This is a genomic window from Rhodoligotrophos defluvii, from assembly GCF_005281615.1.
Taxonomy (GTDB): domain Bacteria; phylum Pseudomonadota; class Alphaproteobacteria; order Rhizobiales; family Im1; genus Rhodoligotrophos; species Rhodoligotrophos defluvii.
In genome coordinates this window covers 118,841-132,680 of the sequence record NZ_SZZM01000006.1, presented here as the reverse complement: position 1 = coordinate 132,680, position 13,840 = coordinate 118,841, and the positions used below count along the sequence as shown (strand labels likewise).

General features: G+C 64.3%; 15 protein-coding genes. 7 read left to right on the top strand and 8 right to left on the bottom strand.

Translation table 11 applies throughout. The features are described 5' to 3' along the window. Window positions 1-66 precede the first annotated feature (66 nt). From hmuQ to E4P09_RS21655, 4 genes are all read right to left on the bottom strand, one after another. A complete protein-coding gene (gene hmuQ, locus E4P09_RS21665) occupies window positions 67-396 on the bottom strand; it encodes a heme-degrading protein HmuQ (protein WP_137391732.1) in 330 nt (109 codons plus the stop codon). 34 nt (window positions 397-430) lie between these two features. Beyond that, a complete protein-coding gene (locus tag E4P09_RS21660; protein WP_170984563.1) occupies window positions 431-1,561 on the bottom strand; it encodes a TonB family protein in 1,131 nt (376 codons plus the stop codon). Next, window positions 1,558-2,070 carry a hypothetical protein gene (locus tag E4P09_RS26085; protein ID WP_170984562.1) on the bottom strand — a complete coding sequence of 171 codons (513 nt, stop codon included), beginning with the start codon at window positions 2,068-2,070 and terminating at the stop codon, window positions 1,558-1,560. Before E4P09_RS26085 ends, E4P09_RS21660 begins: the two co-directional genes overlap by 4 nt. Window positions 2,071-2,151: 81 nt before the next feature. Further along, window positions 2,152-4,191, bottom strand: a complete 2,040-nt coding sequence (locus E4P09_RS21655) for a TonB-dependent hemoglobin/transferrin/lactoferrin family receptor (protein WP_170984561.1) — start codon at window positions 4,189-4,191, stop codon at window positions 2,152-2,154. Between the two features lie 235 nt (window positions 4,192-4,426). Between E4P09_RS21655 and hemP the strand changes: the two genes are divergently transcribed. Genes hemP through E4P09_RS21635 form a run of 4 tightly spaced genes read left to right on the top strand, consistent with a single transcriptional unit; the run spans window position 4,427 to window position 7,564 of the window. Beyond that, window positions 4,427-4,624, top strand: a complete 198-nt coding sequence (gene hemP, locus E4P09_RS21650) for a hemin uptake protein HemP (protein ID WP_137391900.1) — start codon at window positions 4,427-4,429, stop codon at window positions 4,622-4,624. 36 nt (window positions 4,625-4,660) lie between these two features. After that, window positions 4,661-5,608: a heme/hemin ABC transporter substrate-binding protein gene (locus tag E4P09_RS21645; protein ID WP_137391729.1), complete on the top strand. Its 948-nt coding sequence runs from the start codon at window positions 4,661-4,663 to the stop codon at window positions 5,606-5,608. Between the two features lie 46 nt (window positions 5,609-5,654). Then, on the top strand, window positions 5,655-6,749 hold the full coding sequence (locus E4P09_RS21640; protein ID WP_137391728.1) for a FecCD family ABC transporter permease: 1,095 nt from the start codon (window positions 5,655-5,657) through the stop codon (window positions 6,747-6,749). A gap of 2 nt (window positions 6,750-6,751) precedes the next feature. Further along, window positions 6,752-7,564: a heme ABC transporter ATP-binding protein gene (locus tag E4P09_RS21635; protein WP_137391727.1), complete on the top strand. Its 813-nt coding sequence runs from the start codon at window positions 6,752-6,754 to the stop codon at window positions 7,562-7,564. A gap of 147 nt (window positions 7,565-7,711) precedes the next feature. Here the strand turns inward: E4P09_RS21635 and E4P09_RS21630 are convergent, their stop codons facing one another. The 3 genes from E4P09_RS21630 to E4P09_RS21620 form a co-directional block, all read right to left on the bottom strand. Next, on the bottom strand, window positions 7,712-8,197 hold the full coding sequence (locus E4P09_RS21630; protein WP_137391726.1) for an RrF2 family transcriptional regulator: 486 nt from the start codon (window positions 8,195-8,197) through the stop codon (window positions 7,712-7,714). 75 nt (window positions 8,198-8,272) lie between these two features. Next, window positions 8,273-8,803 (bottom strand): class I SAM-dependent methyltransferase, encoded by a 531-nt coding sequence (locus E4P09_RS21625; RefSeq protein WP_137391725.1) that lies wholly within the window; start codon window positions 8,801-8,803, stop codon window positions 8,273-8,275. Window positions 8,804-8,810: 7 nt separating this feature from the next. Next, entirely contained in the window at window positions 8,811-9,626 is an 816-nt protein-coding gene (locus E4P09_RS21620; RefSeq protein ID WP_137391724.1) for a class I SAM-dependent methyltransferase, read from the bottom strand. Between the two features lie 69 nt (window positions 9,627-9,695). Here E4P09_RS21620 and E4P09_RS21615 point away from each other — a divergent pair, with 69 nt between their 5' ends. The 3 genes from E4P09_RS21615 to E4P09_RS21605 all read left to right on the top strand — a co-directional run bounded on the left by E4P09_RS21615 (window position 9,696) and on the right by E4P09_RS21605 (window position 13,179). Further along, window positions 9,696-10,526: an MBL fold metallo-hydrolase gene (locus E4P09_RS21615; RefSeq protein WP_137391723.1), complete on the top strand. Its 831-nt coding sequence runs from the start codon at window positions 9,696-9,698 to the stop codon at window positions 10,524-10,526. Between the two features lie 318 nt (window positions 10,527-10,844). Continuing rightward, window positions 10,845-11,999 carry a lytic murein transglycosylase gene (locus tag E4P09_RS21610; protein WP_170984560.1) on the top strand — a complete coding sequence of 385 codons (1,155 nt, stop codon included), beginning with the start codon at window positions 10,845-10,847 and terminating at the stop codon, window positions 11,997-11,999. 55 nt (window positions 12,000-12,054) lie between these two features. Continuing rightward, window positions 12,055-13,179, top strand: coding sequence for an SGNH/GDSL hydrolase family protein (locus E4P09_RS21605; RefSeq protein ID WP_170984559.1), 1,125 nt, complete (start codon window positions 12,055-12,057; stop codon window positions 13,177-13,179). Window positions 13,180-13,202: 23 nt separating this feature from the next. Here E4P09_RS21605 and E4P09_RS21600 read toward each other — a convergent pair whose 3' ends face one another. Beyond that, entirely contained in the window at window positions 13,203-13,673 is a 471-nt protein-coding gene (locus tag E4P09_RS21600; RefSeq protein WP_137391720.1) for an OsmC family protein, read from the bottom strand. Window positions 13,674-13,840 lie beyond the last annotated feature (167 nt).

The following is a 13,840-nucleotide window of genomic DNA, read 5'->3' as shown; positions in this document are numbered from 1 at the left end:
GTCATGCCCCAGCTTGACCGGGGCATCCAGGGCCATACGGCACGTCAGTTCCCGGATCGTCCCGCTCTATGCAGCGCGGTCGCTCTTCGTCACCGTCTGCACCACCTCGAAGCCCTCGAATTCCGGATGTCCGAGATAGAGCGGCTTGCGCGTGCCCGCATCCTGGTGTGCCTTGCGGAAGGCCTCGGACTTGGTCCACCCTTCGAATGCCGCCTTGTCCTGCCAGATCGTATGCGAGGAATAGAGCGTGTGGTCCTCGCGCACCGGCCCCTTCAGCAGATGGAACTCCACGAAGCCCGGCACCTCATGCAGATGCGTGTCGCGGCTTTTCCACACATGCTCGAAATCGGCCTCGCTGCCCTTGGCCACCTTGAAGCGGTTCATCGCGATAAACATGAGATCTCCTTGGCTGTCATGCGATGGTTGAAACCTATTGCCGCTTGTAGCGCAGCGGCACGGTGAAGGTCATGGCCGAAACCCCTGCCTCAGGGGGAATTGGCGGGAACGGTGACGCGCGGCGCACAGTATCGAGCGCCGCTTGGTCGAGAATGGCGGCCCCGGAGCTACCGCGCAGACGCACGGAGGTCAGCCGGCCGTTGGATGCGATTGAGAAGGTCAGCGTGGCTACGCCCGTGGTGCCGTTGCGGGCGGCGGCTTCGGGGTAATGCTTGTGCCGTTGCAGATGTGCGACGATCCGGCCGGCATAGTTGGAACGACTGGACCAGCCTGCCTCAGCCTGGCGGATCCCGCGATTGCCCCGGGCAATGCCGCTCGCGGCGCTGGCCGACACCCTGGCATTGCCCGCATCCGCCTTTGCCGGGCCCTTGCTGCGGCTGCGGGCGGTTTTCTGGCGGGTTGCCCGCGGGCTCGCCTTCGTGGCCTCCTTCCGGTCCCGCTTCCGCTCGGGTGCGGCCTTCTCCGTCACTTTGCGCTCGGGCTCCGCCTTCTTCGGCTCGGCCGCGGGCTTTTCCACCACCGGCTTGGACTTCGGCTTCGGGACAGGCGCTGAGGCTTCGATGGTTTCCTGCACGTCCTCGACTGGTTCGAGTGGCGACAGCGGGTCGACTGCCGCGACAACGCGACCGGCGGGCTCGGTTGTAGGCGGTTGATCGACGGGCTTCGCCTCGATTTCCTCAGCGTCGGCAACAGCCACTTCAGTGGGCTTCGCCGTGCTGTGCTCAATGGTCTCGGCCTGCGAAACAGGTTCTGGTTCGAGCGCTGCCACCTCCTCGGGTTCAGCGCTCGGCTCGACCGGCTCAGTCTCAACCGGCTCGTTCTCAACCGTTTCGGTCTCGACCGGCTCCGTCTCGACGGTGGTGGCTTCATCCACCACCTCTGCTTCTGCTTCAGCCGCTTCGGGTGCGTCCCCAGCGATCGACTCCACCGCCGCCAGCTCGATCATCACCGTACTGGTCGGCGCACCCCAGACGTCCGCCTCTTCGCCGGCAGATCGCTCGCTCAGCGCCTCCTCCCGCGGCCACGGCACCATGCCCAGCACCACCACATGCATGGCCAATGCGCCCATGAAGCCGAGGATCCAGCGGGAGGGGACACGTTTCATTGGTCCACGGAGCTCATCAGCTTGGTATCCGCCCTGGACGATAGGCTGAGGGCCGCGAGGCATTGCGCCGGCTCGAGGCCGGTGCCTTGGCAGGCCTTCACGTCGTTGATCAGCACCGATCCGACGCTGGCGCATTCAAGCCCCTGGATGTCGAACTGCTGAACCCTGATCTTCCCGGCCGGCAGCGCCTTCGAGGAAAACACCAAGAAGCGCTCCACCCGCTGATCGCCATCGAACAGCACCGCTTCAAGCTGCAGGGCTTCGATGTCGGCGCCGAGGCGATTGCGGTAGACCATGCTCAACCGGCAGGCGCCTTCGCGCTGCTCCAGCCGGTTCAGCTCAACCTCCAGCGTGCGCGCGCTGGCCGCCTCGGGTTGCGCATTGCTTTGCGCCAGAGCCGCGGACGCGAACACCGCTGGCGCGGCCACGACGAACAAAACACCTGCGACGCAACGCGATGATATGACGCGCAATCTCCGAAGCAGGCTCAAGATCTGATCTCCCTTCATGGCACGTCCTCCCTCTTTGCGGAATGGATCATACGTCCAATCGCTGCAAAGGTCAGGTGGAGCCGCAGCTCCACCTGTTGCTCAGAACCTCATCGTCATGGCGAACTTCGTATTGAAGCCGGGCATATCCGTCTGGTTCAGGAACGGCCGGTAGTTTTCATCGAGAATATTGTTGAAGCGCACGTCGAACCGCAGGTCGCGGCTATAGGCATAGCCCACGAACAGGTCGACCAGAGTGAAAGGGCTGGTCTTCAGGTCGGGGTCGCTCACCCTATGCTGCTTGGCGGTGGCGGTGACCTCGGTGCCCACCTCGAGCCGCTCGTCCAGAAAGCGGAAGCCGAGAATGCCGGTAAGCTGGTCCGGCGGTATCGAGTTCAGCCACTCATCGGTGGTCTGGTCCTTGCCGCGCAGGATTTGTCCGCTCAGGCCCGCGAACATGAACCCGGCATCATACATGCCCTCGAATTCGAAGCCCTTGATCCGCGCCTTGGCCACGTTGATGTATTGATAACTGCCGAACGGAAAGGGCGTCGGCAGCACCTGCTCGAACGAGATCAGGTCATCCACGTCGTTCTGGAATACGGCAGTCTTGATCCGCAGGGCGTCGCCAGCGGTGAACAGGCTATTGTATTTGAAGTTGATGCCCAGCTCGATCGTCTTGGCCGTCTCGGGCTTCAGGTTGGGATTGGGCAGGAAAGGGAAGGTGGCCGGCGGCGGGTGGATGCCGGAGATCAGCGTCTCCGTCACGCTCGGCGCGCGATATCCCTCCGCATAGGTGCCGTAAAGCTCCAGCCCTTCGAAATACGTATAGAACGGCTTCACTGCCACGGTCACCTTCGGCGAGATCCGGTCGCCCTCGTTATCGACCGGGTCGCCCGTGATGGTGTCGGTGCCATTGAGCTCATAGCCGTCGAAACGGCCGGCGGCGATCAGATAAAGCCAGGGCGTGAAGGTCATCCTGTCCTGGATGAAGGCGCCATAGGCATCGCGCGTGCCGCCCGGCGTGAACAGGTCACCCGTGCCGGCAACGTCCTCGGTCTTCACGTCGTCAGTGAAGAAGTCGCCGCCATAGGTGAGGGTGTGGCCGATGAAGCCGGTCTCGAACAGCGTCGTGTTATAGACGTCGAAGCCATAGGTGGTGAGCTTGAAATCGCGGCTGAAGCCTTCCGCCACGCCGGTCTCGTTGCGCTGGTCAAGATCCGTATTGGAGATGTAGCCGCTGGCCGACAGGTTCCAGAAATCCCCGGTCGGATCATCGAAGGTATAGCGCAGAACGCCAATATTGCTGGTGAGCCGGCTGTCGCGGGCGACGCTTTCCGATTCGTCCAGCCAATGGTCGTCCGTGCCGATATAGCTGACCTTGATCTCGTGCCCTTCGGCCGGCCGGTAGCCCATCTTGGCAAAGCCGCTCAGGATGTCGAAGCCCGACCCGTCGACGGTCTCGCCCTTGCCGTTCTTGTAGTCGTCGCGCTCGCGATAGGTGATGTTCCCCACCGCATCGAACGCCTCGTACTGCATGGCGCCTGAACCGCTGAGGAACCAGCCATCGCCATTGGTCTCATAGCCGCTGCGCAGAATGCCGCCTGCGAACTGGCCGGGATCGAGAATGTCACGGGCATCCTTGGTCTCGAAGGCAACCACGCCACCGATCGCGCCGGAACCATAGATATTGGCCACCGGGCCGCGTACCACCGTCACCGCCTTCAGCAGCTCCGGCTCGATGAAGATCAGGTTCTGGCCGTTATGCTTGGAGATCTGGAAGTTCTGCCGCGCCCCGTCCACGATCACGGCCACCCGTCCGAAATCCTGCAGGCCGCGGATATTGATGGCTCCGCCCGGCTGGTCGCGGTCCTGCACTGCGGTAACGCTCGGCATGCCGCGGAAAATGTCGTTCAAGGTTTCCGCCTGCCGCAGCTGCAGCTTTTCCTCGTTCACGATGCTCACCGCCGTAGGCGAGTCGATCGGCGTCTCCTCGATCTTCCCCGGCACGACGGTGATTTCATCAAGCGTCAGCCATTCCTGCGGCACCGGCTCTCCCTCCGGTGGCACTGGACCCTGGACCGCTGCCGTTTCCTGAGCATTTGCGGCCGCCATCATGGCCGTGAATGCAGCACTCGTCATGATCGCTCGGCGCAGCCACGCCAACCGACTACACATGGTTCACCCTCCGAACCCAAATCCCGCTCAACCCCGAGCGTGTGGTTCGCTGGCTACTCGACCGGATGATCTTTGGCTGGCATCGCCAAGCCGGAGCCCCGCCCCAAAGCTTGTCTCTTGCGTTCTAGGATAAGCTGACTATTAAAGTCAACAATTGTGCGGCACGGAATTGGTGCCTCGGGGAAGGGTTGAAGTGACGATGGCAGAGGAAAAGGACGAGCGGCGCGACGCCGGACTTCCGTCGGTTGAAGTTGAGTCGGAGTTGCTGGGCAAGACGCGCCGGCTCATCCAGTCGGAGGCGATCTTCTGCGGCCAGACCAGCGCCCTGATCGCCCATGGAGGCGAGGTGTACACGCTTCGCGTCACCAAGCAGGGCAAGCTCGTTCTGAACAAGTGAGCCGCCGCGGAAGAGGATTGGACAGAGGCTTTTTTCATGGGTTCGATGAAGGGACTGCAGCAGGGCCGCCGCCTTCTGGTTATGGCAATGCTGGCTTCGGCTGCACTGATGCAACCGGCAACCGCTGCCACCATAACCGATGGCAGCGGACGACAGGTCGAGGTGACGGATACCTCTCGCACGGTTGCCGCGGGCGGCTCCGTGACCGAGATTCTCTATGCGCTCGGGCTGCAGGACCGTATCGTCGCGGTGGACACCACCAGCCTCTATCCGGCGGCCGCTCTGGCCGAACACCCGAATGTCGGCTATCTGCGCGCGCTTTCCTCGGAAGGCTTGCTCTCCGTGAAGCCCACCCTCATCCTTGCCGAAGCTGATGCCGGGCCCAAGGATGTGGTCGGCCAGCTGCAGAACGCGTCGGTCCCCTTCGTGACCGTTCCGGACGAGGCGAGCCCTGAGGGCATTGCCGAGAAGATCCGCTTCGTCGGCAAGGTCATGGGCAAGCCCTCCGAGGGTGAGCACCTGGCCGCCACGCTGCTTGCGGATTTCCGTAGCCTTGAGGAGCAGCTTGCCAAGGTGAACGACCGGCCGAAGGTCCTGTTCATTCTGAGCACGGCGGGCGACCGCATGATGGCCGCCGGCGCGGGCACCTCGGCTGACGAGATGATCAAGCTGGCCAAAGCCGAAAATGCGCTGACCGATTTTGCCGGCTACAAGCAGGTGAATGGCGAAGCCATAATCGCGGCGGCACCGGACGTGATCCTGATGATGACCCGCTCTGGCGCCCATGCGCCGGGCGAGGCCCTTTTCGCCAATCCCGCGATCGCTCAGACGCCGGCAGGGCGCAACAAGCGGCTGATCACCATGGACGGCCTGTATCTACTCGGCTTCGGCCCGCGCACCGCGCATGCGGCCGCGACCCTGGCCGCCAAGCTCCATCCGGACGCGGCGATCGCGCCGCTCCCCGAGCGGCCATGGACGAAGTGACCCCGCAGCGCCCATTCTATAACGGGACAGCAGTGGTGTCGGTACAGTGGCCATAGCCGAAAGCAAATCAGAAGAGATCGCCGTCTTAGGCGGTGATCGTCGCCGGACCGCCCGGCTCGTCATCTGGCTGCTGGTTGGCGGACTGGCGCTCGCGGCATTCCTCTCGCTGAGCATCGGCGCCACCGGGTTCACGCCCGGGGCGGCCTGGGAGGCCATCTGGGCAAGCCTCAGGGGAGCCTCGGGAAATGAAGCTGCCCTACGCGATACGATCATCCTCGATATCAGACTGCCGCGCACCCTCTTGGGCATCATCATCGGTGCGGCGCTGGCGGTCTCGGGCGTCGTGCTCCAGGGCCTGTTCCGCAATCCCCTGGCTGATCCGGGCCTGGTGGGTGTGTCCTCCGGCGCCGGCCTGGCGGCAGTGATCGTCATCATCGGGATCCCGATTTTCCTGCCCGAAACCGCCCGGCTGATCGGACCCTACGCCCTGCCGGTGGCGGCCTTCTTCGGCGCGCTTATCACCACCACGCTGCTCTACCGCATCGCCACCCGCGCCGGGCGCACCTCGGTCGCCACCATGCTGCTGGCCGGCATCGCCTTGGGGGCCCTGGCCGGCGCCCTGACCGGCTATCTCACCTATCTGAGCGATGACCAGCAGCTGCGCGACCTCACCTTCTGGACCATGGGCAGCTTGGGCGGTGCCACCATGGAAAAGGTGTTGATCTCGGCGCCCTTCATCCTTGTGGCCCTCATCTCCATTCCCTGGCTGGCGGACCGTCTCGATGCCCTTCTGCTCGGCGAAGCTGAGGCTGGCCATCTCGGGGTGGAGGTGCAGACTGTGAAGCGGCTCGCTATCGTGATCGTGGCATTGAGCGTCGGTGCCTCGGTGGCCGCGGCCGGGCCGATCGGCTTCATCGGCATCGTGGTGCCGCACCTCCTGCGCTTGGGGATAGGCCCGCGCCACCGCGCTCTGCTGATCGGCAGCGCCCTGCTCGGCGCCATCCTGCTGATCGGTGCCGATATCGTGAGCCGCACGGCGGTCGCGCCGGCCGAGCTGCCCATCGGCATCGTCACCGCTCTGATCGGCGCGCCGTTCTTCTTGTGGCTGCTGCTGCGCCGCCGCTCGCTTGTGGATCTGTGACCATGATCGAAGCTGCTCACATCACATGCCGGCGTGGCGCCCGCGAGATTCTGTCCGATGTCAGCCTCTCGGTGCAGCCTGGCCGGCTGACGGTGGTGCTGGGGCCGAACGGGGCAGGCAAATCCACGCTGCTAGCCTGCCTCACCGCCGATCTTCCCGTGAGCGCCGGCCGCATCACCCTTGACGGCCGCCCGCTCGCCGCCTGGCGCAAGAGCGAGCTGGCCTTGCGTCGGGCCGTTCTCCCGCAGAAGAGCCATCTCGCCTTTCCCTTCACCGTGCGCGAGGTCGTCGAGCTCGGCCTGATTGCCGCCGGGGGTCATTCCCTCGCGGGCGGCGGACGCGACCGGCACCGCCAGCAGGAGGAGGCGGTTCGCGTCGCTTTGTCGCGGGTGGGGCTGCTGAGCTATGCAGGCCGGTATTACCAGCAACTATCCGGAGGTGAGCAGCAGCGGGTGCATATCGCCCGCATCTGCTGTCAGCTGGAAGTCTCGCGCCGGCTTGGCGCGGCACCCTATCTCTTCCTGGACGAGCCAATCTCCAATCTCGATCTCCGGCACCAGCTCGAGACGCTCGATATCGTCCGGGATTTCGTCGCCCAAGGCGGCGGGGCCTTCGCCATCCTGCACGACATCAACCTGGCGAGCCTCTATGCGGACGAGCTCGTCATTCTCTCCAACGGCCGGGTCGCCGCGCGGGGCACTCCCGCCGAAACCCTCACCACCGAGGTGATCGCGCAGGTGTTCGACGTGCCGGTAACGCTCAATCAGGTGCCGAGCGGAGGCAAGCCGTTCCTCCTGCCCCATACCGCACGATGAGCAGTACCAGTGAGCCATTTACGCGCGTCCCTCCCCTGGAAGGGAGGGAAGGAAGCGAGGGTCTGCGGATTGTCCCTTCCTGGAGGGGAGGGTGGACGCCGTAAGGTGGCCGGGTGGGGCCCATAAAGCACCCGAACCCGGGACGCTCTAGACCAGCCCGCCGGCTGGTCGCCGCGCCTCGTCGCCCGCCTCGCCGGCGGCTGCGATCTGCGCGAACAGGGCCGAGCCCGGCCGGGCGCGGATGAACTCGGCGAGGGTGTGGCGGTCCAGCACCTCGATGAACGCATTCACCGCATTGTCGAACACCCGGTTGATCGGCACCGCCTTGAGAATGGCGCACTCGTCGACGCCCTGGCCGAAGCAATCGGTCTGGATGGTGGTGTCTTCGGTCGCCCGAATGATGTCGCCGATGCGGATCTCCTCCGGGGCCCGCGCCAGCGTCAATCCGCCGCCGGGCCCGCGCACCGTCTCCAGCAGGCCGGCGCGCACCAGCAGCTGCACCACCTTCGACACGTTGGCCTCGGTGATCTGATAGGCTTGCGCAATATCGGACGTCTTGACCTTCCGCGACGGAGTCTGCCCGCAATGGATCAGGATCCGTAGGGCATAGCTGGTCATCTTCGTCAGGCGCATGGGTCTGGTTCCGCTTGAAGCGTCCGTACCGGACGTCTGGAGGCCGTCACAGGCTCCAACCGGCACTCTAGCATATTAGAATGATTCTTGAATAGCCGATGCCGGCTGCGCCGCGCGCATCTTCCACCGATACATATAGTAGCGATCCTTCTGCACGGTAGGCGGAAGTTGCAGGCGCTCCGCCCTCGGCAGATCCAGGGCGGGGTCGCACAGCACGATTGCGCCCTCCGCCAGAAGCGGGGGAATGGTGCCTGACAGGAACCGGGCCAGCCGGGCATTCTCCTCGAGATCCGCGCTGCCCAGATCGCTGTGCAGTAGCACCACCCGACCGGCAAAGCGTTCGACGGCGGCGGGCAGGGTCTTCGTCACGTCCCCAATGATCAGGTGTGCCTCATCCGGCATCGATTTCGGATGCGCAGCCGGGCTGCGCTCGAACACGAAGATCTCCCGTCCGGGCAAGCGCTCGCGCAGGTGGTCGAAGGTGCGGCCGTTGCCGAGCCCAAGCTCGAACACCACCCCCTCGCGGCCGGCGATTTCCGCGCAGGCGGCGTTCAGGCACTCGCGTTGTGCGATAACCCGGTTGATGAAGGAGTCCAGCCTCGACATGACGGCCTCAAATGGAGAAGCGGATGATGCCGCTGTTATTCAAGAGGGTGTCCTCCTGCTCGACAATCCGGAATCCCGTATCGCGGACGAGAGCTGCGATCCGTTCCGGATCGCAATCGGGAAAGCTGGGCGTTTCCGCCCCAACCGGCTTTGTTTTGTCGGCATATTGCAGAACCACATCGCCCCCGGGCTTCAGAATACGATTAATCTCCTCGAGGTAAGCTGCGATGATCGGCAGTTCGAAATGGACGAAGGTGCCATAGGAGAAGACCAGATCTACGGTCTTGTCTGCTATGCCGGGGAGGTCTGTTCCAGAATTCTGAACGAACACCATATTAGGGGCATGAAAATTGCGACTCAGTTCGGCGAGCAACTCGGGATAGCGGTCGACGAGGTAGAGCGTCCGGCACGGCACCAGGTAGCGTGTCCAACGCCCGCCGCCCGGCCCGATTTCCACGGTGACCTTGTCCGGATGAACCAGCGGCCACACGAACCGGTCGCGCACCGCAACAAGGTCGGAACGCTCGTCAGGGTCGCCCCATTGCAGCCCATAGAGGCCAAAACGGTCGATTAGGCCACGCTCGCGCGCTTTGCGCAGCTTATCAAGATGAAGATCCGTTCCACACATCTCTGCAATCTTGCCGTGACATCGGGCGGCGATTGTGCCGAGACCATGCCTGAAAATGGGAATCGCGCAATCCAAATCGATGAGGCAAGCGCAACCGGCCCCCGGCCGTGCGTGAAGGCGCAGCCGAGCTCGGCCGCCATGCCCTTGCGGCAGCGGCGAGTTTTCCGAAAAGCCGTTACCAATTCGGAAGATCATGCTCTAAGGTGCCGGCATGGAGAGAGCACAGCGAGGCCCTCGACGGGCGGGGAGCAGCGAGGGCTTTTGATGGAGCAAGCCCGCTTCGTGATCCGGTTCTGGGGTGTGCGGGGCAGCATAGCCTGCGCTGGACGCCAGTTCGACGCCTTCGGCGGCAATACGCCCTGCATCGAGATGCGGATCGGCGGGCACATCTTCGTGTTTGACGCGGGCTCCGGCGCCCGGGCGCTTGGGCCGCAGCTGATCCGCGACGGCGTGAAGTCCTTCGACCTGTTCTTCAGCCACTGCCATTACGACCATATCGAAGGCATCCCGTTCTTCGACCCGCTCTATCGGCCGGACATGCAGGTAACGATCTGGTCGGGCCATCATGTGGACGGCTCCACCACGAAGGACATGCTGAAGAGCTTCATGCAGGCGCCGTTCTTCCCCGTCGGGCCGGAAGTGTTCCGCGCCAAGCTCGACTGCCGCACCTTTCAGGCCGGCGACATCCTCGAGCCGAAGCCGGGCATCGTGATGCAGACAGCCAGGCTCCGCCATTGCAACGGTGCGGTCGGCTATCGCATCGAGCATGGCGGTAAGACGGTTTGCTATGTCACGGACACGGAGCACCCGGAGGTCGGCCTCGATGAGCATATCATCGAGCTTATTCGGGACGCGGATCTCGTGATCTATGACAGCATGTATACCCCGGAGGAATACAAGGCCACCAAGGGCTTCGGCCATTCCACGTGGGTTCAGGGGGTTGCCCTGTGCAATGCCGCCCATGCGCGGCAGCTGGTGCTGTTCCACCATAACCCGCGCCACGACGACGACACGCTGGCGGCCATCGAGGCCCAGGCCGCGGAGTGCCGCCCCGGGACGGTCGCTGCGCGCGAGAACATGGTGTTAACGCTGTGACATGGTTAACGAACTAAGTCCTGCGCACGTCTATGGAATCCCATCCCGCCTCCGGTAAAGCTTGGCGACCCGGCGGTTTTGTTTGGCCAGCTCGCCACACTTGTCGAAAGGTTGCCACAATCGTCAGCCCTTGTGTTCTTGTAACTCAGGGTAATAAAGTCTTAACGGCAATCTTCTCTTAACCAACACTGTCCAGAATGACGCTTGTGGAGGAGTGCTCAGCCGACAGCGGGGTATGGTATGCAGTTTAATCTGTTGCGCATGGGGGCGAGGCTTGCTTTCGCCGGTTGGGTTGGTGTGGCCGCAGTCGTGACCACAATGACCGCGGGCACAGACACTGCCCACGCAAATTTCGACACTTTCCTGCAACGGCTCTGGCCGGAGGCGCAGCGCGCCGGCATCTCCCGGTCGACCTTCAACGCGGCTTTCAGAGGTGTGACCCCCGATCCGGAGGTCATCGAGCGGGCCGAGAACCAGGCGGAGTTCAACACCCCGATCTGGGACTATATCGACCTGCGCGTGTCCGATGCCCGCATTGCGAACGGCAAGGCCGTCTTGTCCCAGTTCGAACGCGAGGTGCGGGCGATAGAATCGCGCTACGGCGTTCCGCGTAACATCCTCATCTCGATCTGGGGCATGGAGACCAATTACGGATCGCATATGGGCGACAAATATGTGATCCGGTCTCTGGCGACCCTGGCCTATACCGGGCGCCGCACCAGATTCGGCCGCCAGCAGCTGATCGCCGCGCTCAAGATCCTGCAGCGCGGCGATGTGACGCCCGCCGTCATGACCGGCTCGTGGGCGGGCGCCATGGGGTTCACCCAGTTTATTCCGACCACCTACAACGCTTATGCGGTGGACTGGACTGGCGATGGCCGGCGCGACATCTGGCGCAGTGTGCCCGACGCGCTCGCTTCCACCGGAAACTACCTGCGCAAATCCGGCTGGAGCCCGGGCCTGCCCTGGGGCTGGGAGGTGGCGCTGCCGCGCGGCTTCAACACCAAGCTGGCCGGCCTGAACCGGCGCAAGACGATCGGCGATTGGGCCAAGCTTGGCGTCAGGTTGGCGGACGGTGGCAACTTCAAATCGGACTCGCCCGTGAAGGCCTCGCTCATCATGCCTGCAGGCGCCTCTGGCCCGGCCTTCCTGGTCACGCAGAACTTCCGCGCCATCCTGCGCTATAACAACTCCCAGGCCTATGCGCTGGCCGTCGGCCACCTGGCCGACCGGATCGATGGCCGCGGGCCGCTTGTTTCCGAGTGGCCGCGCCCGCGGGATAGCCTGACCGTGCGCGACAAGATGGAGCTGCAGGAGCTGCTGAATGCCAAGGGCTATGAGACCGGCGAGATCGACGGCAAGCTGGGCCCCATGACCCGCCAGGCGGTCGAGCGGGCTCAGCGCGATGCTGGTCTGGACGCGGACGGCGAACCCACGGTTCATCTGCTTAAACTGTTGCGGCAGGACGGCTGAGCTGCGAATTATACGGCGGCAGCTCGGGAGTACACAAACCGGACAGGCGGGACGTATGCGGCGCATGCTTGCGGCATTGGTGGCTTTCTTCGCCGCGTGGGCGCTCGCGCTACCCGCCGCGGTGGCGCAGGAGCAGCCGAGCGGTCAAGCGGAAGCAGCCTCCACCACCTCCGCCCAGAAAGGGCCTGGGGCCACCTATATCCCTGAGGCCCACGACCGCTACAGCGTGCTGGTGCTGGGTGACGCCCTGGCTGGCGGCTTGTGGGCCGGCATGGGGCGCGCGGTCAAGCCCGATGACCGATTCCAGGTCGAGGTGCGCTACCGTGAGGGCTCCGGTTTTGCCCGGTCCGATCTCTACGATTGGCTGGACGCCTTGCCCGGCATACTCGACCGCAACCAGGTCCATGCGGCCGTGGTGCTGCTCGGCTCCAATGACGGGCAGGACTTGCGTGTCGGCAGCGAGCGCCTGGCCTTCGGCTCGCCGGAATGGAAAGCCAAATACCAGGAGGTGGTGGACGAGTTCCTGGCCGAGCTGCGCAAGCGCAACATCGCGGTCTATTGGGTCGGGCTCCCGCCCATGGCGCGACCCGACTATGACGAGGCAATGCAGAAGATCAATGCCGTCGTGAAGGAGCGCGCCGAGGCGGTCGGGGTGAAGTTCATCGATATCCGCAAGCATTTCAGCGACGAGACCGGGGGCTACACGGAGATGGGCATGGACCCGGAATCGGGCCTCTACCGCCGCCTACGCGACCGCGACGGCGTGCGCTTTCTGAAACGGGGCAACACCAAGCTGGCCTCCATCGTGCTGGACGTGCTGCGCGAGGATGTGAAGGCAGCGGAGAACCCGCCGCCGCCAGCGGCCGCAGCGCCTGCCGACGGTGCGGGCGAGCCGGCGGCCAAGCTCACCAATACCATGCCCTTCTTTGGCCAGCCCGGGCTGAAGGAGCCGATCATGATCCAGCCGGAGCTCCCCAAGACGGCCCGGCCCACGGCCGTCGGCGGCATCGATGCCGCCAGCATTGCCGAGGCGATCGGCCTTTCCAGCCCAGGTGGCGAAGCGGGCCTGACATCGCTACAGAAAACCGCCCCGCCCGGATCGCCTGCTGCCCAGCTCTTCGTCGACGGGCTGCCTCCGCCGTCCCAGCCGGGACGGCTCGACGACTTCTCTTGGAAATAGCCATGCGCGAACGGCGCAGCGCCTCAGGCGGCCGCCTCCGCGCGCACGATCACCGGCTCATGGTGCACGGGGAAATTCATCGAGCGGGCGATGAAGCACTTCGCATTGGCGTCATGATGCAGGGCCCGCGCCACCGTCTCGTCACCCGCCGCGATGGTGACCCGCGGCCTCAACGTGGCCGAGACGAACTGCCCCGAACCATCCGGGTTCATGGCCATGTCGGCCACTGCCTCATCCACATAGTCCGTGACCACCACGCCCGCGCCCACCGCCAGGTGCAGGTACCACAGCATGTGGCAGGCTGAGATTGCCGCCAGCAGCAGGTCTTCGGGATTGTGCCGCGTAGGATCGCCACGGAAGGCGGGGTCGGACGAGCCCTTGAGCACGGGCCGGCCAGGGACGATGATGTCATAGTCGCGGCTATAGGCACGATAGCTGCGAGTGCCCTCGCCGGTATTGCCGGTCCAGGCGATGGTCGCCTTGTACTGATGCATGGGTTCATTGCCTCCGTTGCGGGCAGGCGCCAAGATTCCAGGCCGATTACCTACCCTCGATGCGGGCACGTCAACCCGATTTGCTTCCCTCGCCCTCGAAGCGTCCGCATAGGAGACATGCGCTGGCCGCTCGTCTAATCTGACCCGTGAGTCAATTCGCCCGGACA

Coding starts and splice junctions, on each gene's coding strand:
- E4P09_RS21660 (WP_170984563.1), bottom strand. CDS start 1,561: ATGAAACGTGTCCCCTCCCGCTGGATCCTCGGCTTCATGGGCGCATTG.
- E4P09_RS21615 (WP_137391723.1), top strand. CDS start 9,696: ATGGAGCAAGCCCGCTTCGTGATCCGGTTCTGGGGTGTGCGGGGCAGC.
- E4P09_RS21655 (WP_170984561.1), bottom strand. CDS start 4,191: ATGACGAGTGCTGCATTCACGGCCATGATGGCGGCCGCAAATGCTCAG.
- E4P09_RS26085 (WP_170984562.1), bottom strand. CDS start 2,070: ATGAAGGGAGATCAGATCTTGAGCCTGCTTCGGAGATTGCGCGTCATA.
- E4P09_RS21610 (WP_170984560.1), top strand. CDS start 10,845: ATGACCGCGGGCACAGACACTGCCCACGCAAATTTCGACACTTTCCTG.
- E4P09_RS21605 (WP_170984559.1), top strand. CDS start 12,055: ATGCGGCGCATGCTTGCGGCATTGGTGGCTTTCTTCGCCGCGTGGGCG.
- hmuQ (WP_137391732.1), bottom strand. CDS start 396: ATGTTTATCGCGATGAACCGCTTCAAGGTGGCCAAGGGCAGCGAGGCC.
- E4P09_RS21635 (WP_137391727.1), top strand. CDS start 6,752: ATGATCGAAGCTGCTCACATCACATGCCGGCGTGGCGCCCGCGAGATT.
- E4P09_RS21600 (WP_137391720.1), bottom strand. CDS start 13,673: ATGCATCAGTACAAGGCGACCATCGCCTGGACCGGCAATACCGGCGAG.
- E4P09_RS21645 (WP_137391729.1), top strand. CDS start 4,661: ATGGGTTCGATGAAGGGACTGCAGCAGGGCCGCCGCCTTCTGGTTATG.
- E4P09_RS21630 (WP_137391726.1), bottom strand. CDS start 8,197: ATGCGCCTGACGAAGATGACCAGCTATGCCCTACGGATCCTGATCCAT.
- E4P09_RS21625 (WP_137391725.1), bottom strand. CDS start 8,803: ATGTCGAGGCTGGACTCCTTCATCAACCGGGTTATCGCACAACGCGAG.
- hemP (WP_137391900.1), top strand. CDS start 4,427: ATGGCAGAGGAAAAGGACGAGCGGCGCGACGCCGGACTTCCGTCGGTT.
- E4P09_RS21620 (WP_137391724.1), bottom strand. CDS start 9,626: ATGATCTTCCGAATTGGTAACGGCTTTTCGGAAAACTCGCCGCTGCCG.